Source organism: Sphaerisporangium melleum (assembly GCF_014646695.1).
Lineage (GTDB): Bacteria > Actinomycetota > Actinomycetes > Streptosporangiales > Streptosporangiaceae > Sphaerisporangium > Sphaerisporangium melleum.
In genome coordinates, this window is the sequence record NZ_BMNT01000005.1 from 97,060 (window position 1) to 122,718 (window position 25,659).

Genomic DNA, 25,659 nt, shown 5'->3' on the forward strand with positions numbered 1-25,659 from the left:
CCTCGCCGGAACGGCGATGCTGGGGCTGCGCGCAGGGCTGGGGACTTCGTCAGCGGCCTGCGCGCCGGCGAAGTACTACACCGTCAAGCCGGGCAGCCGGCCCGGCAATCGAGTCCCCAGTGATACGCATGCCGCAACGATAGCCCCTGACACGTCACAGGTGTCAAATCTGCGGACACAAGTCTCACGATATGGGATGCCCGGTCCCAGCGCACCGACCCTCCCCACCAGAACCACAGCTCATCCCCTCCCGCCAGGAGCACGGCCCGTTGCCTGAACGACATCACGAGCCGCCGAGCACGAAAAGGTAAAACTACGCAGTGTTCTGCAGCGGAGGCACCGGGGCGAGGCTGGTGCGCATGAGGGAGTCGACGCCGCGGGCGGCCATCGGCCGGGCCACGAGGTAGCCCTGGCCGCGGGTGCAGCCCATCTCGCGGAGCAGTTCGAGCTGTTCGGGGCGTTCGATGCCCTCGGCCACCACCATGAGGCCGAGGTCGTGGCCGAGCCGCACGATCGTGCGGGTGAGCAGGGTCAGGGTCTCGTCGCGGCCGAGGCCGCAGACGAACGACGGATCGATCTTGATCAAATCGACCGGAAGCTGGCGCAGCAGCGCCAGGGAGGCGTACCCGGTGCCGAAGTCGTCGATGGCGAGCCGCACGCCCATGGCGCGCAGCTCCGACAGCCGGCCGATGATCTCCTCGGCGTCCTCGACGAGCATCTCCTCGATGACCTCAAGGGTCAGGGCACTCGCCGGCAACCCGCTCTCGGCCAGGGCCGCCGCGACCGTCTCCACGAAGCGCGGCGCGGTGATCTGGCGGGTGGACAGGTTGAGCGACAGCCCGATGTCCCAGGACGACGCCCGCCAGGCCGCCACCTCGCGGCAGGACTCGCGCAGGATCCACTCGCCGAGCGGGACGATCAGCCCGGTGTCCTCGGCCGCGCCGAGGAACTGCTGCGGCGGGACCAGCGTGCTGCCCCGCCACCACCGCACCAGGGCCTCGACGGCGGTGACCCGGGAGGTCGCGAGGTCGACCACCGGTTGGTACTCGATGGCGAACTGGCCGGCCAGCAGCGCCCGCTGGAGGTCGGCGGCGAGTTCCAGGCGGCGTACGACGTCGGCGTGCATGTGGGCGGCGAAGACCTCGACGCGGCGCCCGCCGAGCTCCTTGGCCCGCGTCGTCGCCACGTCGGCGTTGCGGATGAGGTCGCCGGCCGGGACGCCGTCCTCGGCGAAGGCGACGCCGACACTGGCGGTGAGCGCGATGTCGCGGTCGGCCACGCGGAACGGTTCGGCGGACACCTCGCGTACCAGGCGTTCGGCGAGGTCGATGGCGGACTGGGCGTCGGTGGGCCCGGAGCCGGACGGCTGGCCGGAGCCGCCGGACTCCAGCAGCACGGCGAACTCGTCGCCGCCCCAGCGGGCCAGGGTGTCGTCGGCGTGCACGGCGGCGCGCAGCCGCCGGGCCGCCTGGCTGAGCAGGTAGTCGCCGCCCGCGTGGCCCACCGAGTCGTTGACGCCGGTGAATCCGTCGAGGTCGATGAACACCACCGCCGTGGTCCCGCCCCCCCGCCGGGCGAGCACCTCGCGGGTGCGCTCCTCGAAGTAGGCGCGGTTCGGCAGCCCGGTCACCCCGTCGTGGAAGGTGAGGTGGACGACCTGGTTGCGCAGCGCCACCTGGTCGCTGACGTCGCGCGTGGAGATCAGGACGAGGTCTTCGACGTCGCTGGGGTGCCGGGTGGCGACCGACTCGGCCGGCCGCCAGGTGCCGTCGGCGGCGCGCACCCGGCAGGCGACGCGGCAGGCGCCCTGCCGCTCACCGGGGAGGTCGTCCTCAGAGGTCAGCGCCTTGAGCGCCGACTGGACGGCGGGCGCGTCCTCGGAGTGCACGTAGTCGAGGATGGAGCGGCCGACCAACTCGCGCGGCCGGTAGCCGTACAGGGCCTCGACCCCGGCGCCGATCTCGCGGATCTCGCCGTCGCGGTCGCAGACCACGATCACATCGCCCGCGCTCTCGGCGAGGTGGATGAGCCGGCGCTCGCTGGAGTCCAGGCCGCCGCGCATGCTCGCGGTCTCCAGGGCCAGCACGAAGACCTTGGCCAGCAGCACGACCACGATCGACCCCGCGGCCACGGGCAGCACCACCGCGGACGGCTCGGGCCCGCCGGTGACCACGCGCACCGCCAGAACCACGGTGGCGACGGCGGCCAGCGCGAGGGGCGCCCCCTCCACGATCAGCGAGGAGGGCCCGCGCGCGGGTCGGCCGCGGGCTTTGGGGCGTACGACCCAGGGCGCGGCGGCGAGCAGGAGGAACGCGACCGGGGTGAGCATGCCGGTGACCAGCGGCGGGGGGCCGTCGACGGTGATGCGGGCGATCGCGGTGGCGACCTCCTGCACCGTGGCCGCGGCGAGCACGAGGAGCGCGGCCCGGCCCACTCTGCACCCGGCGGAGCGCGAGGCGAGCGCGGCCGGGGCCACGGCGCAGGCCGCGAGCAGGCACACCACGGGCGAGGCCAGGGTGCTCGGCTCGTCGGATCCGGCGTACAGCGGGCCGAGCAGCGCCACCCAGCAGATCGTGAACAGCGACGCGGCGCTGATGTAGGCGCTGGAGACGTAGTGCGGCAGCGACCTTCCGTACGCCCTGCGGCGCGCGGTGCGCCCGCAGCCGATGGCGAGCAGCACCGTGCCGGCGACCACCAGCACGTCGGCGAAGGTCAGCATGAACGGGGTGCCCTCGGCGAGCGGGCGCATGCCCACACCGGCGAGCCAGCCGAGCGATCCGGAGGCCAGCCAGCGCCAGGCCGAGGAACGGCGCCCGGAGTGCGGGACCGCCCGGACGGCGGCGATCAGCAGCGAGACGGCGGCGATGAGACCGGCCGCCACCCCGGCGATCGCGGTGACCGCGGCGGCGGGGGCGCCGCCGAGGAGGGCAGCCGCCGGCCCCGCCGCGCCGATCACGGCGGCGGCGGTCAACGACACCCTTGGATCACGAAGGCCGTTCAACGTCGTCGCCCATGCGGCTCATCCCTGTCACGTCGCCAGTGTCGCGCTCGCCCGGCGGCGCATGAGGCGGCAACCGCTCAGTCGTCACCGATCTGATAACCGCCCTGCCCGCCGTCCCTGGACGGCGGCGCGGTGAGACTCACCGTACGCATCGGAGGTCACGAGGCAGCCACGGGTTGGGTTTGCTTTCCTATCGTTACGAGTCAGAAACGAGAGTCAAGCGACTCAGTACGCTCCCGTGATCACGTTGTTCAGTGGTTCTCCGGACAGGTATCTCAGCATCTGGGATCGCATGAGCTTGACCGCCCGGCGGCGGGACGCGGGGTTGCTGCCGGCGATGTGCGGGGTGATGAAGACCCCGGGCGCGCTCCACAGGGGGTGGTCGCCGGGCAGCGGCTCGGGGTCGGTGACGTCGAGGGCCGCCCTGAGCCGCCCGCTGTTCACCTCGGCGAGCAGCGCGGCGGTGTCCACCACCGAGCCGCGGGCGGCGTTCACCAGCACGGCGCCGTCCTTCATCCCGGCCAGGAAGGCGGCGTCGACCAGGCCCGCCGTTCCGGGGGTCTGCGGCACCAGCAGCACCACCACGTCGGCCCGGGGCAGCAACGCGGGCAGGTCCGCCTCGCCGTACACGCCCTCGCGCGGGGTGCGCGCCACGCGCAGGACCTCCACCTCGAACCCGTCCAGTCGGCGCTCCAGCGCCTGGCCGATCGAGCCGTACCCGACGATCAGCACCGTGGAGTCGGCCAGCACGCCGGTGATGTGGTAGGTCCACTCGCCGCGCTGCTGGGCGGCGGCGAAGCCGGGGAACTCACGGGTCACGGCGATCATCGCGCCGACGGCCCACTCGGCGGTGGCCGCGTCGTGGACGCCGCGCGCGTTGCACAGGATCACCCCTTCGGGCAGGTGCGCGCGGTACGCCTCCACCCCCGCCGTCACCGTCTGCACCAGGCGGAGCTTGCCCATGCGCCCCAGCAGCTCGGCGGTCAGGGCGGGCGGGATCAGCGGCGGGATCCACACCTCGACGTCCTCGGCCCCCTCGGGCGGGGTGTCGCCGCCCTCGTAGAGCACGCATTCCACGTCCGGCAGATCGGCCAGGGCCTCGACGATGGCCGGCCAGGGCGCCCAGATCTTCATGGACGACAACCCTAACGATCCCTCGCCGAAGGCCGGAACCTCGCGAGGCAGGCATCAGTATTGAGGGACGCGAGGAGGTTCACGATGCGCGATCGTTCACCCCGCCCATCCCCGGGCGCGGACTTTGCGGCGGCCCGCCCCCGCCCCGCCCAGGCCGCCACCGGACGGCCGTCGCCGGGGCGGGAGCGCGGCGGCGGGCACGACGAATGGCGAGCCGGCGGACGGGAGCCGGCGACCCTTTGGACGCCCCGTACGAGGCCGGGCGGTTCGGCGAGGTCCATGATGGCGGCGGTGGCCGCGGCCGTGCTGCTGGCGGGGTGCTCCACCGGGGAGCCCGGGCGCGCGACAGGCGGCGGCACGGCCGTCCCTTCGTCCGGCGCCACCGCCGCGCCGTCCGGCGGGCCTGCCACCGGGAGCACCGCGTCCGCGGGCGGGCCGGCCGTCCCCGGCACCCCGCGCACGCTCGTGGACGGGCTGACCGTGCCGTGGGCCATCGCCTTCCTGCCCGATGGCGACGCCCTGGTCACCGAACGCGACTCGGCGCGGCTGTTGCGGGTCACCCCGAAGGGCCGGGCGAGCGAGGTCGGGGTGGTCGAGGGGGTGTCCGCCGCCGGCGAAGGCGGGCTGCTCGGCGTCGCCGTCTCCCCCCGGTTCGAGCGCGACCACTACGTCTTCCTGTACTTCACGGCGGCCACCGAGAACCGCATCGTGCGCTACCGCTACGAAGGCCGCCTGTCCGATCCGGTGACCATCGTCAGCGGCATCCCCAAGGGGGCCATCCACAACGGCGGACGGCTCGCCTTCGGCCCGGACGGCTACCTGTACGCCACGACCGGCGAGACCGGCGACCGCCCGCTCGCCCAGGCCCTCGGCACGCTCGGCGGCAAGATTCTGCGGATGACCGTGGACGGCGGGCCCGCGCCGGGCAATCCGTTCGAGAACGTGATCTGGAGCTACGGCCACCGCAATGTGCAGGGCGTCGCCTGGGACACCGCCGGGCGGATGTACGCCTCGGAGTTCGGCCAGAACACCTACGACGAGGTCAATCTCATCCAGAAGGGCAAGAACTACGGCTGGCCGCAGGTCGAGGGCTCCGGCGGCGGGGACGCCTACGCCGATCCGCTGCTCACCTGGTCGCCCGCCGATGCGTCTCCGTCCGGCGTGGCGTACGCCAAGGGCTCGCTGTGGGTGGCGGCGCTGCGCGGCACGCGGCTGTGGCAGGTGCCGCTGACCGGTGGGGGCCGCGTGGGTGAGCCCATCGCCCACTACGTCGGCGAGTACGGCCGCCTGCGCGCGGTGGCCGCCACTCCGGACGGCTCGGCGCTGTACGTCGGCACCAGCAACAAGGACGGCCACGGCTCCGGGCCCGGGGGTGACGACCGCGTCCTGGTCATCCCGCTGCGCTGACCGGGTGGGGGTCAGGCGGGGTCGTTGCTGTTGAGGTCGTCGCCGCTCTTCTTGCCGCCGCCGTTGGTGCCGTTGGTGCCGTTCGGGGCCTCGTCACCGCCGCTGGGAGTGGCGGTGGGCGTCGGGTCGGCGTTGCGGTGGGGTGAGGAGCTCTGCGGGTCGTTGCCGTTGTCGTCGCGGTTGTCGCGGTTCTTGTCGCCGTTGTCGGACTTCGGCGTCACCGGAGTGCCGGGGTCAGGCCGGCCGTCGCCCTTGCGGCCGTTGGCCGAGGGGTCGTCGTCCTGCCCCGGCGGGGGTAACTGGGTGCCGGCGTTGTCACCGTCCTGCTGGAACGGGCCGGTGGAGCGCGCCGGCCGGCAGATCACCTTGGGCGCGGGGTCGTACACCGTCGTCTGGGGCTTGTCCTTCTTGACGGTCTTGCCGTCCTTGCGGAAGACCCGGGTGACCGTGACGGTGAACCCCGGGGTGCCGTTCATCGGGATGCACGAGGGGTCGGTGTCGGTCCTGGTCTCGGGCTCGGTGGGGTTGGAGCGCACGGTGGTCTCGGCCTCGATGCGGTCGTAGGTCCGGGTGCTCCACAGCGAGACCGTCACCGAGGTGCCGGTGGCCGAGGCCTTGATCAGCACACCATGGTCGGTGTCGTTGCGCCAGCGCAGGTCATGGTCGGGGTAGGACACCGAGGCGTCGCGCCCCTCGGGGTAGCCCGAGACGTGGAACGGGTAGGGCGTGCGGTCGACCTCCTGCATTCCCGCGAGGAACGCCGCGTTGTACAGGGTCGTCGCGAACTGCGACAGCCCGCCGCCGACGGCGATGACCAGGCGGTCGCCCTCGATCGCCTGGGCGCGGACGAACTTCTGGGCGGCGGGGTCGCCGATGGCCTCGTTCAGCGAGAACGTCTCTCCAGGCCGCACGACCTTGCCGTCCACCAGGGCGGCGGCCTTGCGGATGTTGGTCACCCGGGCCGCGCAGCAGGTGTAGGAGGTGGCGGCCGAGGCGACCTTCTCCCTGATGCCGAGCCGCATGGCCGCCGCGTCGGTGAGGGTCGGCTTGGTGACGGCGAGGGACACCGGGATGGTGCGGTGGCCGCCGCCGGCGATGACCCGGGCGACCGCTTCGGCGAGCCGGGCGGTGTCGACGCCCTTTCCGACGCGGGCGTGGACCAGCCTGGGCGTCTCGCCGTCGATGACGAAGCCCGCCTCGCGGACGGCCTCGGCCACTCCCACCAGCCTGACCTCCAGCCCGGCGACCGCCTTGCGCGCGTCGAAGACCGGGCGCACCTGGCCGCGGTGGTCGGCGGTGAAGGTCAGGTGGGCGGCGATCACCTTGGGGCTGAGGGTGACCCGCCTGCCGCCGTTCACCAAGGTGATCGGGTCGGCGACGGCGCGGCGCGCGGTGACGAGGGCGCCGTCGAAGGTCGCGGCGGCCACCTTGGGCCGCACTTCGCCGACCGGGAGCACGACCGAGGCCGGGGCGTCCACGAACGCCCGCTTGATGGCGTCGGCGGTCTTCGCCTGGTCGAGCCGGAGCCCTTCCTGCGGGGTGAGAACCTGGGGCGTGGCGCTCTTGTAGACGATCGCGCCTTCGCGGACCGGGCGGTCGATCTCTCTGGCGATCCTGCGGACGCGATCGTTCAGCTTGCGCTGGTTGATCGAGACGCGCAGCGGCAGCTGGCGCTCGCCCGTGAAGGACTGCCAGACGGACATGGGACTGGGGAAGCCGGTGTCCACGTCGCCGACGGTGGCCTCGATGTCGATCGTGAGGCCCGCCTCACGCGGGTCGAGGACGGCGACGCGCCGGCCGTCGAGGAGGAGACCGACGGCCTGCTGGTCCTTGCCGTCGTAGCGCTCGTGCAGCCGTTCGATGGCCTGGGTGGCGCTGAGGCCGCCGATCGGCAGGTCGCGCACATGCGTGCCGGGCGGCACCTTGCCCCACATCAGCGCGGCAGGGACGAGGTAGGCGATCACGAGGAGCAGGCCGAGGGCGCCGGCGGCCAGCAGGGGACCGCGCAGCCGGCGACGCAGGGCGGGCGACTCGGCCTCGTCGTCGAGGTTCTGGTGTCCGGAGGCGGGCTTCTGCTCGCCTACGGGCCTGCGCGCCCGGGGGTTGCCCTTCACCGGCCACGGCTCGGCCGGACCTGCGGGCGGAGGGGGCAGGGTCACCGGCGGCTTGGGCGGAGTGCCCGGGGGCGGCGGGGTCGCGGCGAACGGCGGCGGCGTGGTGGCGAAGATCTCCGGCGAGACGCCGGGGGGCAGCGGCGAGACGCCGCGCGGAAGCTTCTTGCGCTCGCCGGGCGCCTGGCCCCGGCGGTCGCCGCTGTCCTTGGAATACTGCCGGTCGACGGGTAACGCGACCGGCGAATCGGGGCGGACCGCCGCGAACGGGTCGGGTGGCGGGTCGATGGACGCTCCGGCGTTCCGCACGCCTTCGTCCTCCTCCCGCACTCGACCAGATCCCCTGCATCACCCTAAACCAAACAGGCCCCGGAATTCTTCAACATCCCCAGATGAATCCCGTCCGAGGTATGGGTAAGTCGAGTGGAAAATACGTACTTAGTACCGCAAGAAAGGTATGTCCGCATAACACAACGGACCCCGGGAGTTCCCCGGGGCCCGTTGTACGACCGGCATGCTATTCGGAGACGCCGAGCTTCTCCAGGATCAGCTCGCGGGCGCGCGCGGCGTCCGCCTTGCCCCGGCTGGCCTTCATCACGCCGCCGACCAGCGCGCCCGCCGCAGCGATCTTGCCGGCCCGCACCTTGTCGGCCGCGTCGGCGTTGGCCGACAGCACCTGGTCGATGATCGAGGACAGCTCGCCCTCGTCGTTGACGATGCGCAGCCCGCGGGCCTCGACCACCTCGTCGGGCGAGCCCTCGCCCGCGAGCACGCCTTCGAGCACCTGGCGGGCCAGCTTGTCGTTCAGCGCGCCGGAGGAGACCAGCTCGACGACCCGGGCGATCTGCCCCGGCGTGATCGGCAGCTCGGCCAGCGCCCGGCCGGACTCGTTGGCGCGGCGCGCCAGCTCGCCCATCCACCACTTGCGGGCGTCGGCCGCGGGCACTCCGGCCTCGACGGTCGCCTCGACCAGGTCGATCGCGCCGGCGTTGTGCATGGCGGCCATGTCGAGCTCGGAGACGCCCCACTCGGCCTGCAGCCGCTTGCGCCGCGCGCCCGGCAGCTCGGGCAGCTCGCCGCGCAGCTCGGCGATCCACTCGGGGCTCGGCGCGATCGGCAGCAGGTCGGGCTCGGGGAAGTAGCGGTAGTCCTGCGCCTCCTCCTTGGACCGGCCCGAGGTGGTGGCGCCGGTGTCCTCGTGGAAGTGCCGGGTCTCCTGAACGATCTTGCCGCCGTCGGCGAGGATCGCCGCCTGCCGCTCGATCTCACCGCGCACCGCCCGCTCGACGCTGCGCAGCGAGTTGACGTTCTTGGTCTCGGTGCGGGTGCCCCACTCGGCCGACCCGCGCGGCATGAGCGACACGTTCACGTCGCACCGCAGCGAGCCCTCCTCCATGCGCACGTCGGACACGCCCAGCGTGCGCATGACCTCGCGCAGCTCGGTGACGTACGCGCGGGCGACCTCGGGCGCGAGCCGGTCGGTGCCCGGGATGGGCTTGGTGACGATCTCGACCAGCGGGATGCCGGCGCGGTTGTAGTCGACGATCGAGTAGTCGGCGCCGTGGATGCGGCCGGTCGCGCCGCCCACGTGCGTGGACTTGCCGGTGTCCTCCTCCAGGTGGACGCGCTCGATCTCGATGCGGACGGTCTCGCCGTTCACCTCGACGTCGAGGTAGCCGTTGGAGCACAGCGGCTCGTCGTACTGGCTGATCTGGTAGTTCTTCGGCATGTCCGGATAGAAGTAGTTCTTCCGGGCAAAGCGGCACCACTCGGCGATCGTGCAGTTCAGGGCGAGCCCGATGCGGATGGTCGACTCGATCGCCTTGTCGTTGGCCACCGGCAGCGCGCCGGGCAGCGCCAGGCACACCGGGCAGACGTGGGTGTTCGGCGGCGCGCCGAAGGCGGTCGAGCACCCGCAGAACATCTTGGACTCGGTGCCGAGCTCGACGTGCGTCTCGAGGCCGAGCACCGGCTCGAACCGCTCGAGCGCCTCGTCGTACGGCATCACGGACTGGGTGGTGGTCACAGGGACGGAGCCTCCTTCAGCAGCGGGCCGCCCCAGCGGTCCTCAAGGGCCTTCTCGACGGCGGCGCCCACCCGGTAGCAGCGGTCGTCGCCGAGCACGGGCGCCATGATCTGCAGGCCGACCGGCAGGCCGTCCTCGTCGGCCAGCCCGCACGGCACGGAGATGGCGGCGTTGCCCGACAGGTTGGCCGGGATCGTGCACAGGTCGGCGAGGTACATCGCCATCGGGTCGTCGGCGCGCTCGCCGATCGGGAACGCGGTGGTGGGCGTGGTCGGCGAGACCAGGACGTCCACCTGGTGGAAGGCCGCCTCGAAGTCGCGGGCGATGAGCGTGCGGACCTTCTGCGCCGACCCGTAGTAGGCGTCGTAGTACCCGCTGGACAGGGCGTAGGTGCCGAGCATGATGCGCCGCTTCACCTCGGGGCCGAACCCGGCGGCCCGGGTGAGCGCCATGACCTCCTCGGCGCTGCGGGTGCCGTCGTCGCCGACGCGCAGGCCGTAGCGCATGCCGTCGAACCTCGCGAGGTTGGACGAGCACTCGGAGGGGGCGATCAGGTAGTAGGCCGGCAGGGCGTAGCCGAAGCTCGGGCAGGAGACCTCGACGACCTTGGCGCCCAGCGACTCCAGCAGGTCGACCGCCTCACGGAAGCGGGCGAGCACGCCGGGCTGGTAACCCTCGCCGCCGAACTCCTTGACCACGCCGACGCGCAGGCCGGCGACGTCGGCGCGGCGGGCGGCCTCGACCACCGGCGGCACCGGCTCGTGGATGGAGGTGGAGTCCATGCTGTCGTGGCCGGAGAACGCCTCGTGCAGCAGCGCTGCGTCGAGCACGTTGCGCGCGAACGGGCCGGGCGTGTCCAGCGAGGACGCGAAGGCGATCAGGCCGTACCGCGAGGAGCCGCCGTAGGTGGGCTTCATGCCGACGATGCCGGTAACGGCCGCGGGCTGGCGGATCGAGCCGCCGGTGTCGGTACCGGTGGACAGCGGCGCCTGGTAGGCGGCGACGGCGGCGCTGGACCCGCCCGAGGACCCGCCGGGGATGCGGGAGAGGTCCCAGGGGTTGCGCGTCGGGCCGTAGGCGGAGTTCTCGGTGGAGGAGCCCATGGCGAACTCGTCCAGGTTGGTCTTGCCGAGAATGACCAGGCCGGCCTCGCGCAGCCGCGCGGTGACGGTCGCGTCGTACGGCGGGCGGTAGCCCTCGAGGATCTTGGACCCGGCCGTGGTCGGCATGTCCTTGGTGGTGAAGACGTCCTTGTGCGCGATCGGCACGCCCGCGAGCGGCCCGAGGGGCTCACCGGCGGCGCGGCGCTCGTCCACGGCGCGGGCCTGCGCGAGCGCCGAATCGGCCGCGACGTGCAGGAACGCGTTGATCTGCGGGTCGACCTCGGCGATGCGGTCGAGGTGGGCCTGCGCGACCTCGACGGCGGAGACCTCGCCGGAGGCGATCAGGGCGCCGAGCTCGGCGGCGGTCTTGCGGATCAGGCTCATGCCTCCTCCCCCAGGATGCGCGGGACGCGGAAGCGGTCGTCCTCCACCGCCGGGGCGGCCGCCAGGGCCTCCTGCGGGGTCAGACTCGGGCGCACCTCGTCGGGACGGTAGACGTTGGTGAGCGGCAGCGCGTGCGACGACGGCGGGATGTCGTCGGTGGCGACCTCGGAGACCCGCGCCACCGCGCCGATGATGTCATCGAGCTGCGTGGCGTAGTGGTCGAGCTCGTCCTCGGAGAGCGCCAGCCGGGACAGCCGGGCGAGGTGAGCGACCTCGTCGCGGGTTATGGCGGACATGAGTCGTCAACCCGTTTCATGGATGGCAATCGGACAGTGTCATCCTAGGGCGCGGGCCGGAAGGTGGCCGAACCATTAGACGGGGTTCTCCGCCTCGTGACCGTGCGAAGGTCCCGGCCGTCCCGGCGCCGGACGCTACAGGGTCGTGACCTCGTGCGTACCGCGGCACGCGGGGCCGAGGCAGGGGGCGGTGGTCTCGTGGCCGTCGACCCGGGCGCGCAGCCACGTGGTCATCTCGCCGGCCGGCATGGGCTCGGCGAACCACCAGCCCTGCCCGGCGTCACACCCCATCTCGCGCAGGTACCCGGCCACCTCGTCGGACTCGACGCCCTCGGCCACCGAGCGCAGCCCGAGGGAGCGCACCAGGTCGACGATCGAGCGGACGATGCGCTCGTCGTCGGCCGTCTTGCCGAGCCGCTGGACGAACGAGCCGTCGATCTTCACCTCGCACACCGGCAGCCGCTGCAGGCGCACCAGCGAGGAGTACCCCGTGCCGAAGTCGTCCAGGGCCAGCGGGACGCCGAGCTCGACCAGCGCGTGGACGGAGTCGGCGGTGTAGGCCTGGTCGGTCATCAGGATGCGCTCGGTGACCTCCAGCCTGATCGCAACCGGCGGCAGGTCGAGCCGGGCCAGGCCCGCCTCCAGCAGCTCGGGCAGCGTCGGGTCGAGCAGGTCGCGCGCCGACACGTTGACCGCGACCGGCACCCGCAGGCCCGAGTGCCACCACGCGGCCACCTGCTCCAGCGCGGCGTCGATGACGTACTGGGTGATCTGCCGCATGAGGTACGACTGCTCGGCGAGCGGGATGAAGTCGTCCGGCGGCACCGGGCCGCGTTCGCGGTGCCACCACCGCAGCAGCGCCTCCACCCCCTCCACCCGGCCCGAGGACAGGTTCACCTTGGGCTGGTAGTGCAGTTGCAGCTCGCCGTCGCCGACCGCCCGGCGCAGGTCGCCGAGAAGGTTCAGCCGCTCGGGCGAGTTGCGGTCCTTTTCGGCCAGGTAGACCTCGACGCCGCTGCGGCCCTCCTTGGCGAAGTACATCGCCACGTCCGAGCGCTGGAGCAGCAGCTCGAAGTCGGGCGCGTGGTCGGGGTAGAGGGCGATGCCGACCGAGGCGTCCAGGTCGAAGGTCATGCCCTCCAGCCGCACCGGCTCGGTGAGCGCCGCCCGCAGCCGGGCGGCGACCTCACGGGCGGCGGTGGAGTCGCGGACGGTCGGCAGCAGGACGGCGAACTCGTCCCCGCCGAGCCGGGCCACGACGTCCCCCGGGCGCACGCTGTGGGTGAGGCGGTGCGCGACGATCTGCAGGAGGCGGTCGCCCACCGGATGCCCGAGGGTGTCGTTGACCTCCTTGAACCGGTCGAGGTCGAGCAGCAGCAGGCCGACGCGGGCGTCGTCGCGCGCCTCGGCCATGGCCTCCTCGGTGCGCAGGATCAGCAGCTTGCGGTTGGGCAGGGAGGTCAGGCCGTCGTGCATGGCCTGGTGGTCGCGGCGCACCGACAGTGAGGCGGTGAAGTACATGGCGGCGAGCGGCGCGACGAAGAGCGGGACCAGCGCGGGCGAGCGGTTCATGACGACGACCACCAGCGGGGCCAGGCCCAGCAGCGCGCCGTAGACCAGGCTCTGGTGCCCGATGGTCGTGCGGATCACCCGCCACAGGGGCCTGCGCTCGTGCAGGGCGACCGCCGAGCACACCAGCACGCCTCTGACCACGAAGTACGCGAGCGCCGCCGCCGCGACCGCGGCGATGTCGGTGCCCTCGGGCACCCAGGGCGTGGCGGGGTGGGGCCGGTGCCCGAAGGCGGCGAGCACGGCCGCGGCCGAGGTGGAGGCCAGCGTCATCTGGGAGATGTTGAACAGCATCCGGTGCCAGGCCCTGCGGTGGGCCAGGCCGCTGACGATGAGCGCGGTCGTGTGGATCAGTACGGCGACGGCCAGCCCCTGGTAGAGCAGGACGGCGAAGGTGAACAGCGTCGAGGTGGCCGTGCCGCCGGCCAGGCGCGAGCTGGAGACCACGATGGGCCGGAGCTCTCCGAGCACGACCAGCACGACGAGCATCCAGAACAGCGGGGTGCGCGCCAGGCCGGCGATCACGCCCGCGCCGAGGCCGATCTCCGCGATGAGCAGGGCGGCGCAGCCCGTGGCGACGACCCCGGTCAGGTAGATCCACAGCGGGGAGAAGGGTCGCGGCGGGGTGTCCCGCGTGTCGGATGGATCCGTCATTAGCAAGTAAACCCCCAAGAGGTCACTATGGGAGGGTACGACCTCTAGGCCACTTCGCGAAACCGGTTGGGCACGTTCCGTCACGGGTTATTTCCGGCATACGGCGGTTCTGCTTCGTGCTGACCATCGATCACGGATGACTGAAATTTCATAGAACAAGGTTCCAGCGGCATTCGTCCAGGTCTGTTGCCCTGCCGCGCGCGGGTCCGCGTTCCCCGCGAGCACCGGTCGCCCGCCTCCGGTCCCCGCCGACCGGCCCCGCCCCCGCCGCCGAAGATTTTCGCGGCATGTCACGCTCTGACACGAGCCCGGCCGGTCATGGCGGCGAGGACCACACGGGGCGACGGTGAAAACCACATGCCCCGGGACAACGGCGAGGCCCGCCACCGGGTCACGGTGACGGGCCGGAGCGGGCCGGCGGCCGTGATGGCGCCGCCGGCCCTTGTGATCAGTAGTGGAACCGCTGGATGCCGTCACCCCACGGGTTCACCACGTACCCCGTCCTGGTCTTCGGGTCCAGGTACAGCCCCTGCCGGCTGGTCGCGTCGACGTTCGAGACGCCGATCGTCGAGTTCACCAGGTTCACCACCGGATGCCGGGCCAGCACCTTCCCGGTGTCCGGCTCGATGACGGTGATCTCGCTCATGGCGTTGTTGTCGTCCGTCGTGCCCGCCTCGTACAGGTGGGCGACCAGCGCCAGGTGGTTGACGTCGTCCAGCGCCGCCCACGCCGGGCCGCGGGTGCCGAGGTCGGCGGGCGCGTCGCCGGTGAGGGTGCCCTGGTCGGCGACGGTCCAGGTGCTCGTCGGGAACTGCCCGGCGAAGGGCGTGCTCGGGCCCGCGAGCATGTACAGCCTGCCGCCCTTGCCGTCGGGGGAGAACCCGGCGGCGCAGCGGGGAGCGTCGGCGACCGGCGAGACCGAACGCGCGGAAAGGTCCACCCGGACCGTCCAGAACGGCACCCGCGTGCTCAGGCACGGCCCCTGGGTGCCACCGGTGACGGCGAAGACCGCGCCGGTGGCCGCGTCGATCGACACGCTGCGGAAGGTCCGCCCGATGTTGTCCGGATTCAGCGGGATGGGCGTGCCGACCTTCCCGGTCGCCATGTCCACCGGCCACAGCTCGGCCAGGCCGGAGCGGGCGTCGAAGGTCGTCACGGCCGCCCGGTGACGCACCGGGTCCACCGCGCCGCCCTCCAGGAGGGTCGCCTCGCCGTGGGTGTCGTCCTGCAGCGGGGTGAGCAGGATGCGCTTGCCCGTCGCGGTGTCGCGCAGGTCGAGCTGCGGCGCCGCCGCGACGTCGAACGGCCTGCGGGCGATCAGCGTGTGGCCGGTGCCCGGGTCGGACCCGATGATCGACTGCGTCTGGGAGCCGCCGGAGTCGCTCAGCAGCGGGGTGCCGACCTTGCCGGTGGCCAGCGAGTACGGCGTCGTGGCCGAGGTCCTGACGTAGGTCCGGCCCTCGTCGTCCGCGGCGAACTCATCGGTGGCGATGAGCGCCTTCTGCCCGGTGACCTCGAAGTTCTCCACCCCGCCCGGCACCGTCTCACCGTCGCGGTACTCCACGAAGGAGGTCGGGGACGCCTGGCCGATCGGCTTGCCGCCGCGGGTGGGCAGCACGCGCACCGGGTACTGCGTGCTGGTGGTCAGCCGCAGCGCCGCGAGGTCGAGGGTCGTGCTGCCCTTGGCCTTGGGCAGTGCGCGCACCAGGGTGGAGGCGTGGTCGACACCGTTGTCGTCCGGGCCACTGCCGTTCTGGTTGGTGGTGGTGTTCAGCGCCCCGTACAGCGTCGGGGCCGGGGCGAGGAACTCCACCAGCGCGCCGTCGGCGCCGTGCACATCGGTGACGTCCCACGAGAGCGTGAGCTTGGGCGCGGCCAGCGTGACCAGCGCCGAGTAGCCCTTCTGGTGGTCGGCTCCGCTCAGCACCGGCGCCTGCGGACGCCGGTCGGCGCCCTCGCCCACGCGCACGGCCCGGAAGTCGCCCCAGATCGCGCCGTTCACCACCAGCCCGACGCCGTAGATCCCGGCGCCACCGGCGGCGAAGGCCGCGGCGGGGATGGTCGCGGTGCCCTGGCCGGCCGTTACCGGGGCGCTCCAGTGGATGCGGAACTTGTCGGTGGTGGACAGCGGCGTCCAGTGGCCGACGGAGGACAGGACGATCCTGGCATCGGACAGGTCGCGAGTGCGCGACAGGTCGTACTGGACGGTGAGGGGCTTGCCCAGCGGGATCGACCCGGGGACGACCGGCGCGGGCGCGCCCGTGTAGGTGCCGTCGGTGGCCGAGAAGGTGAGCCGCTGGGAGAGCGCGGCGACGGTCCTGCCGTGGCGCAGCGCCTCGAACACCACTGGCACGCTGCGCGGAGACTCCGAGGCCACCGGCAGGCCCGCCGCGGCGAGGATCTCCGCCGGCAGGACGCGCAGGCTCGGCCCGGCGGACGGGATCAGCCCGCGGTCACCGACGCGCAGCCGGAAGGTCAGATCGTCGCCACGGCCGGTCATGTCCAGGCCGAAGGTGACCGGCGAGGAGACGTTCTGGCCCGAGGGGGTGCCCCAGAAGTCGGCCGGCCCGGTCAGGTCGATGCCGTCCGGGTCGGTGGCCTCGATGAACGACGAGGTGACGTCCACGCCGAGGAGCTGCCGGTGGGCGATCGAGAGCCGCAGCGCCGAGGTCGGGATGCGGTACTTGTCGGCCAGCACCTTCTCCACGGCGGCGGTGACGTCCAGCTGTGCGCCCATGTGCAGCTCACGGTCGGCCTGCGGCGTCCGGGCGATCGGGCGGCCGGTCGAGACCAGCAGGTCACGGACCGCACGCGGGCTCAGCTTCTGCCCGGTGGCCTTGGCCGCCGACAGCACGTTCGCCGCGGCGGCGGCGATCATCGGCGCGGACGCCGAGGTGCCGCCGTTGAGCACGATCTGCGGGCCGAGCGGGGAGTGCGCCAGCGTCGGCAGGTTGTCACCGGGGGCCGCGAGGTCCACCCGGCTGCCGAAGCCGGACGAATAGCTCGCCGCGCCGTTGTACCGGGTGGTCGGGTAGGTCGCGGTGCGAACGTCGGCCGAGCTCAGCGTGTCGTCCAGCGTCGTGGCGCCCGCCGAGATCACCCCGGTGTCGCGCACCCGCGTCGGGACGGTGGTCGCGCCCACGTCGTTGATGTCGGTCTCCGAGGCGGCGTCGCGGGTCACCTCGGTCGGCGTGCTGCCGCCGTCCGGGCCGACCGAGACCGGCAGGGCGAGGCGGGTGCCGTCGTTGGAGGAGACCACCACGACGATGCCGGAGTCCACGATCTCGCGCAGCGTCTTGCGGATCTGCGGATCGTCCTCCAGCCAGCGGGAGGGGAAGCCGATCGAGCCGTCGGTGCCGAATCCCAGGCTCGCGGTGATCACCGTGGGCCGGGGCTTCTGCGCGGCCGCGGCGCGCAAGGCGGCGTCGATGCCCCTGGACGACGGCTCCTGCGGGATGACCAGGCGGTAGCTCGCGCCGGGCGCGATGCCGAGCAGGTCGGTCGGCCCGCTGCCCGTCGCCTCGGGGCGCTGCCGGTCGTGCGGCAGCGGCGCCATCATCGAGAAGTCCATCAGGACCTCGCCGAGGTAGGGGTCCTGCCCCTCGATCGCGCCCATCGGGTCCAGGCGTGCGTCGTTGTCGGCGGTGTAGGTCGGGATCAGCGGCATCGACGGGTAGTCGAGGTAGCGCTGCCCGCCCTTGATCACGGTCGTCGGCCCGTACTCCCGCACGTACGGGTCACCGGCGTCGGCCATCGACTGGTCGGTGAGGTCGCCCAGCGACACGTTGGTGATGATCTGCCCGTTGCCGGGCAGCGTGTTCAGGTACGTCGAGAAGTGCTGGAAGGCGCCGATCGCGTTGACGCCGCCGGCGTTGAGGTACGACAGGAACGAGGTCGTGAGGCCTTCGTTCGCGGGCACCGCGCTCTTGGCCTGCGTCGCCTGCGGGCTCGCCTGTGGCGTGGCCGTCCTGGCCGCGGCCCGGTCGGCCGCCCGGTCCACGGCCGACAGCGCCTTGGCCGGGATGGGCACCGCACCGTAGTTCATGGTGCGCGGGCGCACCGCCGAGGTGGCCTGGCCGGTCGGGCCGCCGACTGAGTACGGGGTCAGGCGGGCGGCCTCCGCCCGGCGCCGCAGCACGTCGGCGGTCGGGGTCAGTGGCACACCGAGGCGGGTGCGGCCGGGGTTCTGCGGGACCGGGAAGGCGCGGGTACGCCCCGCCTTGTCGGTCAGCGTGCCGGTGCCGTCGCCGGACCAGCGCACCACCGAGCCGTCGGCCAGCGTGACCGAGTGCTCGCCCGCGGCGTCCGCCGCGGGGGTCTGCTCGGCCTGCGCGGCCGGGGTGCCGGTCGCCAGCAGAGTGGTGGCCAGCAGCGCCGCGGCCGCGGTCGCGGCCGAGGCGCGTCTGAAACCTGCGGACATTGTCGTCCCTTCAGGGGGTGTTACTAATGGGTAAAATGCCGTTTTTGTACTAATCGGCTGCGCTTCACCCTGGCGTCGGCACGGCAGAGGGACAAGGGATTCCGGCTGCGGGCTCGCGCAATTACCCACATGAGAAGCGGCCCCTACGAAGGAAATCGCGGCAGGCCCCGAAGACAGGCCCACGCCTCGATATCGGTCACCCGAACGGACACCCGCGGGCGCCCAAGCGGTGAGGACGCACCACCGCCCACGGGCGAGGCACGGAAGGAACGTCGGCCAGGCGAGGCGGGTGATCGGCTGGAGGCGGGACGATCCGCCGGTCGAGAGCGGGTGACCCGCCGAGGTGGGGCGATCGACCGGGCGAGTGCGGTGATCGGATGGAGGTGGGGCGGCCGGCGGGCGCGAAGCGGCGGGTCGTACGATCAACGCCGTCGCACGCTTCGAGGAGCCAATCGATGGACCCGTCTCCCGGCGCGTCCTGGGCCGGCACCGGCCTCGCTCCCCTGGCGGGGCAGGTGCTCGAGTACCTGGTCGGCCACCCCGACTCCGCGGAGTCCGCGGTGGCGACAGCGGTCGGCGCCACGCCCGAGGACACCGCTCGCGCCCTGGAGACCCTGGAGACCGACCTGCTCGCCGTCCGCGCCGGCGGCCGGCCCGTACGCTGGCGCGCGAGCCCGCCGCACTCCTCCCTCGGCTCGCTGCTGGCCCGCAGACGCCAGGAGCTGGCCGCGGCCGAGCGGTACATGGAACGGCTGCACGAGATCTACCGGGCGGCGGCCCACCGCTACGTCGACTCCGACCTGTTCGAGGTGCTGGGAACCCCCGCCGAAGTGGCCGTCCGCTACGCCCACCTGCTCAGGACCGCCCGCAGCGAGGTCCTCCACCTCGCCAAGCCGCCCTACGTCACCGCCACCTCACCGGCCGCCGGCGGCGGCGACGGTGCGCACGCTGCTAGCGGCGCGAGCGCCAGAAGTAGTGCGAGCACTGGAAGCAGCGCGAGCACTGGAAGCAGCGCGGGCGCGCTGGTGTGGAACGAAGGGGTGCGACTGCGGTCGGTCTACGACAGCGACGGCTTCACCGACGCGGTCTCCCTGGAGACGGCGCTGCGCGGCACCGCGCACGGCGGCGAGCTGCGGCTGGCCCCCGACGTCCCGATGAAGCTGGTGATCTTCGACCGCACCACGGCGATCATGCCGCTCGGCCGCGACGACCCCGCCGACGGCTCGCTCGTCGTCCACTCCCCCACCCTGCTGGAAGTGCTGACCGCCCTCTTCGAGAACGTGTGGCAGCGCGCCGTCCCCATCTCCCTCGATCTCGGCTGGAACGGCGACGGCTCGCCGGCCGCCGGCAATGCCCTCCTCGCCGGGATTACCGGCCACTCCGCCGGAGATGAGCTCGACGAGCGCACCCGGGAGATCCTGCTCCTGCTGTCCGCCGGCATGAAGGACGAGGCGGTCGCCCGGGTGCTCGGCCTGAGCCGCCGGACCGTCCAGAAGCACATCAGCGACGCCGCCAAGACCCTGGGCGCCCGCACCCGCTTCCAGACCGCCCTCCTCGCCCGCGACCGCGGCTGGCTAACCCCCCACCGCCCCACCTGACCATGTGTCCCGCGCGGGGCCGGGACGCTCCGCCGGCTTCTCGCCCTCCAACGACCGCACCCCACGGATCACGGCAGAGGTCCCTCATCACCATGGCGAGGAGACGTGCGAAGACCCCGATATCGGAACGCCACCGGCTAAGACGTCTCCCCGACCGGTTTCCAAGCCGTTACCCGCACCACCACTTCCTTGTATTCCTCATGCTCGATCTCAAGCCGGGCGACGCCTCCTTCCGACGTGTACGCACAAAACGTCTGGCCGGCCTTCGGTTCGATGCTGTAGGTCGGCCTGCTCTGCAAGGCCCGATAGCATGCCTCGGCATCGGGCACCCCCTCCCTGGTCGGTTTGCTGAAGCCGTGGTGGGGATAAAGCTTCATCCCGCGCGCCTCGTCATTTCCGTAGTGGAGATCTACGCCTTCCAGGAAGGCTTGGACCACCCGCGGAGGGTCGGTGTCGAGTTCGAGCCCGGTCGTGGTGAGGAGCGACACCGTCTCCTTCCGTGCCTTCGTCCAACTGCGCCGCGGCGTGGGACTCGGCGGCCGGGGCGTGTGGGTCGTGGGCGTCGGCAGGGGTTCGGTGGTGAGAGAGGGCTTCGGAGTCGGTGTCGGAGATGCACCGACGGAAGGAGACGCCGGGGTCGAGGTCGGGGAAGCGCCGGCGGGAGAAGGCTCCGGGGTCGGCGACCGCCGCGAGGGCTGATCCGAACGATCTTGCCGGTGCCCCGCCAGCCGATCGCCGATCCACTCATTCGCGATCGGCAGCAGCGCACCGGCAAGAACAAGCACGATCAATATGACGGCCGTAATCCATGGGTGAGTTTTCGCCCAATCCGGCTTATTAATCCAGTTCGCAACTACTGCGATGGCCGCCGCGACCAGACCTGCCTCGATCAAGAATAAGTTGGCAATCATCGTTCTCCAGCCACGACGCAGCCAGCACCGAGATGCTTTTCAGAGGAACTGTAGCCATCGCTTCGGGCGTGGTGCGCTCAGCCGCATCTCAGTTCGGCGACACGCAGGCCGGCGCAGCGGGCTTTCCCGGGTATGAATGTTCGACCGGCCCCAAGGCGACCACAGGTCATGCCCTGATAGGGCACCGCCCGCCGATCTTCGCCATCTCGCCGCCGGCATCGGGCTTGCAAGCGTGCGTCTGGTGGCGTAGGCGCCAGATCGACCACCGCCGGTGTGGTGTGACCAGCGCGTGAGCGGGGCGGCAGGCACGCGGACGGAGACGATCCTGATCAGCTGACCGCCGTGCCAGGCACCTGGCATACCCCGCCACGGCGCACCCTGCCGTGTGCTGCGGCAGGGTGCTCGCCTCATCCCTGCCCGGCCCCACATCGCAGGCCGGACGTCGGTGGTCAGGCGTCGGCGGCGGCCTTCGCGGGGGGCTCGCTGGTCCGGGCCGCGACCTCGGCGGCGGCGACCTCCTGCGGGGGCTCTTCGGCGGCGGGTGGGCGGACGGCGTCGGGGCCGTGGGTGAGGAGGGTGGTGAACTGCTCTTCGTTCAAGATTTGGACGCCCAGTTTGAGGGCCTTGTCGTACTTCGAGCCGGCGTTCTCCCCGGCGATCAGGAAGTCGGTCTTCTTGGACACCGAGCCGGTGACCTTGCCGCCCTTGCCCGCGACGGCCTCGCCGGCCTCGTCCCGGGTGAAGCCGGCCAGTGTGCCGGTCACGACGAAGGTCAGCCCGGCCAGCGTCTGCGGGCCCTCGACGGCCGGGGGCTCGTCCTCCATGCGGACGCCCGCTTCACGCCAGCGCTCGACGATCTCGCGGTGCCAGTCTTCGGTGTACCACTCCCGGATGGAGGCGGCGATCGTCGGGCCGACGCCCTCGACGGCGGCCAGCTCCTCCTCCGAAGCGGTGAAGACGCGGTCGAGGGACAGGAAGGCCGTGGCCAGGGCCTGGGCGGCCGTCGGGCCGACGTGCCTGATGGACAGCGCGACCAGCACCCGCCACAGCGGCCGGTCCTTGGCGATCTGGAGATGCGCCAGCATGTGCTCGGCGTTCTTGCTGGGCTCGCCGTTCATGTTGGCGAAGAACGTGACGACCTTCGGCTCGCCGGTCTCGGGGTCGGTCTTGGGCAGGCCGGTGTCCTGGTCGCGGACCACCGACTTGATCGGCAACAGTTGCTCCATCTTGAGGTCGAACAGGTCCGCCTCGGTGCGCACCGGCGGCTCCTGCGGCGGCAGCGGGGCGGTCAGCGCGGTCGCGGCGACGTACCCCAGGCCCTCGATGTCGAACGCGCCCCGCCCGGCGGCGAAGAAGATGCGCTCCCGGAGCTGCGCGGGGCAGGACCGGGCGTTCGGGCAGCGGATGTCGACGTCCGCCTCCTTCATCCGCCGCAGCTCGGTGCCGCACTCGGGGCAGTGGGTGGGCATGACGAACTCCCGCTCGCTCCCGTCTCGCAGGGCCGCCACCGGGCCGACGATCTCGGGGATGACGTCGCCGGCCTTGCGCAGCACCACGGTGTCGCCGATCAGCACGCCCTTGCGCAGGACCTCGGAGGCGTTGTGCAGGGTCGCCCGTTCCACTGTGGACCCGGCCACGACCACGGGCTTCATCACCCCGTACGGCGTGACCCGGCCGGTGCGGCCGACGCCGACCTGGATGTCCAGCAGCTTGGTGTTGACCTCTTCGGGCGGGTACTTGAAGGCGATGGCCCACCGGGGAGCCCGCGAGGTGGAGCCGAGGTCGCGCTGCGCCGGGATGCGGTCGACCTTGACCACGACGCCGTCGATCTCGTACGCGGTGTCGTGGCGGTGCTGCCGGTAGTGCTCGACGAAGTCCCCGATCTCGGTCAGGCCGCCGACGACCTTGTACAGGTCGCTGACCGGCAGGCCGAAGTCCCGCAGCCGCTCGTACACGGCCGACTGGGTCGGCGGGAGCGGCTCGCCGCCCTCCCAGGCGCCGACGCCGTGGCAGATCATCGCCAGGTCGCGCTGGGCGGTGACGCGCGGGTCCTTCTGGCGCAGCGACCCGGCGGCGGAGTTGCGGGGGTTGGCGAACGGCGGCTTGCCGGCCGCCACGAGCTGCTCGTTGAGCTTCTCGAAGCCGGCCACCGGCAGGAACACCTCGCCGCGCACCTCCAGCACGTCGGGGATGCCGTCGCCGGTGAGCCGGTGCGGGATGTTCTTGATCGTCCGTACGTTCGCGGTCACGTCGTCGCCGACCCGGCCGTCGCCGCGGGTGGCGCCCCGCACCAGCCGGCCCTTCTCGTACACCAGGGCGATGGCCAGGCCGTCGATCTTCAGCTCGCACAGGTAGGGCCCGGGGTCGGCCTCCAGCAGCCGCTCGGCCCTGGCCTGCCACCCGGCGAGGTCGGCGTCGTTGAAGGCGTTGTCCAGGCTCTCCAGCCGGCGAAGGTGCTGGACGGGCGCGAAGTCGGTGGAGATCGGCGCTCCGACCTTCTGGGTCGGGGAGTCCGGCGTGCGCAGCGAGGGGTGGGCCTCTTCGAGCTCGCGCAGCTCACGCATCCACCGGTCGTACTCGGCGTCGCTCACGGTCGGCTGGTCGAGCACGTAGTAGCGCCAGTTGGCCTCGTCGGCCAGCTCCGCCAGCTCGGCGTGGCGCTCCAGCGCGTCCACCGGCACGCCCTCGACCTCGGCAGCCATGGCCCTGCTCCCCTCATCGTCTGAGCCCCTAGGAGAACGCTACGGGCAACGAGGAGTGCTCGTGCTCCCGCATACACGCCCTACCAGGGAATTCGTTACTCCTACCATGCCATCCCCCACCGACATTTCCCCATCAATCGGACGCCGCCTCCCGGCCCATAGGGGTGCCGGACGTGGACAGCGCACCAGGCCCCCGGGCTCCGCCCGAGAGGGTGCCGGTGTCGGTCGCCTGGGCCCGGCCCCTCCCGGGCGAGTACGTGCCGATGCCGTGGGCGGCCGGGGTAGTCTGGGGCCCGTTCAGGCGAAGGACGGGCAGATTGGCATATCGGTACGAGACGGCGCGGGCCGACTACAGCGACTTCGCCGGCGGAGCCGTCCTGCACTCCGCACCGGGCATGCCGGCCTTCCCCGTACGACTCGCCTCTGAGATCTTCCAGCGCGCCCTCGCGCTGCGCGGTGGCGAGGATCAAGCCGTGGTGTGGGATCCCTGCTGTGGGAGTGGCTACCTGCTCACGGTGCTGGGCCTGCTCCACCGTCCCCGCATCAAGACGCTGCTGGCCTCCGACGTCTCCGACGACGCGTTGGGAACGGCGCGGGCCAACCTGAACCTGCTGTCGGAGTCCGGCCTGCGAGACAGGGCCGCGGAACTGGCGGACCGTGCCGAGCGCTTCGGCAAACCCGGCTACGCGCAGGCCGCCGAGGCGGCGGAGCGGCTCGCCCGCCGGCTGCTCGCGGACGGAGGGCCGCTGCCCCACCGGCCGGCCCGGGCCGACGTCTTCGATCCGGTCCAGCTGGCCGCCGCGATCGACGGGCACGCGCCGGACATCGTGCTCACCGATCCCCCCTACGACGAGCAGACCAGCTGGCAGGGAGACTACGGGAACAAGGACGTCCCGGCGATGATGTCGGCGCTGGGGTCGGTCCTCCCGCCGCACACGGTGGTCGCGGTGACCGTACGCGGCCGTCGCGTGCCCGCACGGCCGGGCATCCGCCCCCGTCAGTCGTTCCGGATCGGCACCAGGGCCATCGCCCTGTTCACCGCCGCGGACCTCGCATGAGCCGGCCGCTGGTGATCCGCTGCCGGGACGCCTCGTAAAGGATCGCCGTGGCCGCGTTCGCGGCGTTCAGCGAACTCGCGGCCCCGGCCATGGGGATGCTCACCATGACGTCGCACGCCTCGCGCCACGCGCTGCTGAGCCCGCTGGTCTCGTTGCCGACCAGGAGGAGCACCGGCTGGGTGAAGTCGAACTCGAAGACGTCGCGGTCGCCGTGCTCGTCGGTGCCCACCACGACGATCGGCCTGCCACGCTCACGCCGCGCGGCCACCCAGCCGACCACATCCCCCGGCGCGGGGACCCGGACCGCGGGCAGGGAGAAGATCGAGCCCGTGCTCGCCCTGACCGACTTCGGGTCGTACACGTCGGCCGCGTGACCGGCCACGACCAGCCCGTGCGCGCCCAGGGCGTCCGCCGAGCGGATGATGCTGCCGATGTTGCCCGGGCTCGTCGGCCGGTCCAGCACGACTCCCAGGAAGTCGTCCTCGACCGGGATACGGCCGAGGTCGTCGGCGGGCATCTCCACGACGGCGACGGCCTCGGGCGGCGCCTCGTCCTTCTCGCCCAGCTCCGCCACCATGTCCGGAGCCATCGCGATCAGCTCGGCCGGCACGGTGCGCAGCAACTCGGCGAGCCACGACGACGGCCTGCGCTCGGCGTCGTAGATGAGCGCGTGCACCGGCCATCCGTGCCGCACGGCGAGCGAGATCGGCCGGACCCCCTGGACCAGGAACTCGCGGGCTCGGGTCCGCTTGTTGCGGTTGGTCAGCAGGGACTGCCACTGCTGGAACCGAGCATTGCGCGTGGTGATCCGCTGAACCGTCGACACCTGTGTCCTTCCGAGGGGCGAGCCGTCCGCTCCGGTAGGCCACCCTATGCGCCCACCGCCTCCGCCCCGAGCACGGCAAGACCGGTTCCCCGGCCGGACAGCTGCGGCAGCTCGACCCTCGACTCCCGGCAGATCCACACCTGCCGCGGCCGGCCCCGCCGACCGGGCGGAGTGGCCGCGTCAGCCGCCCTGGGCCCAGACCCCCTCCCAGTGGGAGCACTTCCCCGTCACGCGCTTGGCGGTGCCCCGGCACACCTTGGCCTCCGAGCTCAGCATGTGGCCGGCGTTCACGCTGAACGCGCGCGGCGCCGACTGCGAGCAGTTCCGGAACGTCGCGGTGCGGTACTTGCCCTGCTCGTTCAGCCACTTGATCTTCAGCCACGAGCACGTCCGCACCCCGCCCCCGTCGTACAGGCGCCCGCTGATCCTCAGCCCAGAAGCAGTGGTACGGATCTCCCC

The 25,659-nt window shown here is 72.2% G+C and carries 15 protein-coding genes; 3 read left to right on the forward strand and 12 right to left on the reverse strand.

Annotation, left to right across the window (positions count from 1 at the left end):
• Positions 1-313: 313 nt before the first annotated feature.
• Positions 314-2,977, reverse strand: a complete 2,664-nt coding sequence (locus IEY93_RS05805; protein ID WP_229690895.1) for a putative bifunctional diguanylate cyclase/phosphodiesterase — start codon at positions 2,975-2,977, stop codon at positions 314-316.
• A gap of 249 nt (positions 2,978-3,226) precedes the next feature.
• On the reverse strand, positions 3,227-4,135 hold the full coding sequence (locus IEY93_RS05810) for a 2-hydroxyacid dehydrogenase (protein ID WP_189161913.1): 909 nt from the start codon (positions 4,133-4,135) through the stop codon (positions 3,227-3,229).
• Between the two features lie 282 nt (positions 4,136-4,417).
• On the opposite strand from IEY93_RS05810, the gene IEY93_RS05815 reads away from it, so the two are divergent.
• Complete coding sequence (locus IEY93_RS05815) at positions 4,418-5,542, forward strand: PQQ-dependent sugar dehydrogenase (RefSeq protein WP_229690909.1); 1,125 nt, start codon at positions 4,418-4,420, stop codon at positions 5,540-5,542.
• 11 nt (positions 5,543-5,553) lie between these two features.
• On the opposite strand, the gene IEY93_RS05820 is transcribed toward IEY93_RS05815, so the two are convergent.
• From IEY93_RS05820 to IEY93_RS05845, 6 genes are all read right to left on the reverse strand, one after another.
• A complete protein-coding gene (locus IEY93_RS05820; protein WP_189161915.1) occupies positions 5,554-7,962 on the reverse strand; it encodes a VanW family protein in 2,409 nt (802 codons plus the stop codon).
• A 208-nt stretch (positions 7,963-8,170) separates the two neighbouring features.
• A complete protein-coding gene (gene gatB / locus IEY93_RS05825) occupies positions 8,171-9,715 on the reverse strand; it encodes an Asp-tRNA(Asn)/Glu-tRNA(Gln) amidotransferase subunit GatB (protein ID WP_372444475.1) in 1,545 nt (514 codons plus the stop codon).
• Positions 9,676-11,166, reverse strand: a complete 1,491-nt coding sequence (gatA, locus tag IEY93_RS05830; protein ID WP_189161916.1) for an Asp-tRNA(Asn)/Glu-tRNA(Gln) amidotransferase subunit GatA — start codon at positions 11,164-11,166, stop codon at positions 9,676-9,678. The genes gatB and gatA overlap by 40 nt, the downstream gene beginning before the upstream one ends.
• Positions 11,163-11,462 carry an Asp-tRNA(Asn)/Glu-tRNA(Gln) amidotransferase subunit GatC gene (gene gatC / locus IEY93_RS05835; protein WP_189161917.1) on the reverse strand — a complete coding sequence of 100 codons (300 nt, stop codon included), beginning with the start codon at positions 11,460-11,462 and terminating at the stop codon, positions 11,163-11,165. The genes gatA and gatC overlap by 4 nt, the downstream gene beginning before the upstream one ends.
• A gap of 135 nt (positions 11,463-11,597) precedes the next feature.
• Positions 11,598-13,685 carry a putative bifunctional diguanylate cyclase/phosphodiesterase gene (locus tag IEY93_RS05840; RefSeq protein WP_189161918.1) on the reverse strand — a complete coding sequence of 696 codons (2,088 nt, stop codon included), beginning with the start codon at positions 13,683-13,685 and terminating at the stop codon, positions 11,598-11,600.
• 448 nt (positions 13,686-14,133) lie between these two features.
• Positions 14,134-18,105, reverse strand: a complete 3,972-nt coding sequence (locus IEY93_RS05845) for a S8 family serine peptidase (protein ID WP_189161919.1) — start codon at positions 18,103-18,105, stop codon at positions 14,134-14,136.
• 455 nt (positions 18,106-18,560) lie between these two features.
• On the opposite strand from IEY93_RS05845, the gene IEY93_RS05850 reads away from it, so the two are divergent.
• Positions 18,561-19,703, forward strand: coding sequence for a helix-turn-helix domain-containing protein (locus IEY93_RS05850; RefSeq protein WP_189161920.1), 1,143 nt, complete (start codon positions 18,561-18,563; stop codon positions 19,701-19,703).
• Positions 19,704-19,840: 137 nt separating this feature from the next.
• On the opposite strand, the gene IEY93_RS05855 is transcribed toward IEY93_RS05850, so the two are convergent.
• Together IEY93_RS05855 and ligA are read right to left on the reverse strand one after the other, a co-directional pair.
• Positions 19,841-20,614, reverse strand: a complete 774-nt coding sequence (locus IEY93_RS05855; protein ID WP_189161921.1) for a hypothetical protein — start codon at positions 20,612-20,614, stop codon at positions 19,841-19,843.
• A 449-nt stretch (positions 20,615-21,063) separates the two neighbouring features.
• The gene (gene ligA, locus IEY93_RS05860) at positions 21,064-23,316 is read right to left on the reverse strand and encodes an NAD-dependent DNA ligase LigA (protein WP_189161922.1); all 2,253 of its coding nucleotides are present in this window, start codon (positions 23,314-23,316) and stop codon (positions 21,064-21,066) included.
• A 317-nt stretch (positions 23,317-23,633) separates the two neighbouring features.
• Here ligA and IEY93_RS05865 point away from each other — a divergent pair, with 317 nt between their 5' ends.
• Positions 23,634-24,374, forward strand: coding sequence for an rRNA methyltransferase (locus tag IEY93_RS05865; RefSeq protein ID WP_189161923.1), 741 nt, complete (start codon positions 23,634-23,636; stop codon positions 24,372-24,374).
• On the opposite strand, the gene IEY93_RS05870 is transcribed toward IEY93_RS05865, so the two are convergent.
• Both IEY93_RS05870 and IEY93_RS05875 read right to left on the reverse strand, forming a co-directional pair.
• Complete coding sequence (locus IEY93_RS05870) at positions 24,352-25,200, reverse strand: RNA methyltransferase (protein ID WP_189161924.1); 849 nt, start codon at positions 25,198-25,200, stop codon at positions 24,352-24,354. The genes IEY93_RS05865 and IEY93_RS05870 overlap by 23 nt on opposite strands.
• A 180-nt stretch (positions 25,201-25,380) precedes the next feature.
• The coding region (locus tag IEY93_RS05875; RefSeq protein ID WP_189161925.1) for a hypothetical protein at positions 25,381-25,659 on the reverse strand (279 nt) is incomplete at its 5' end.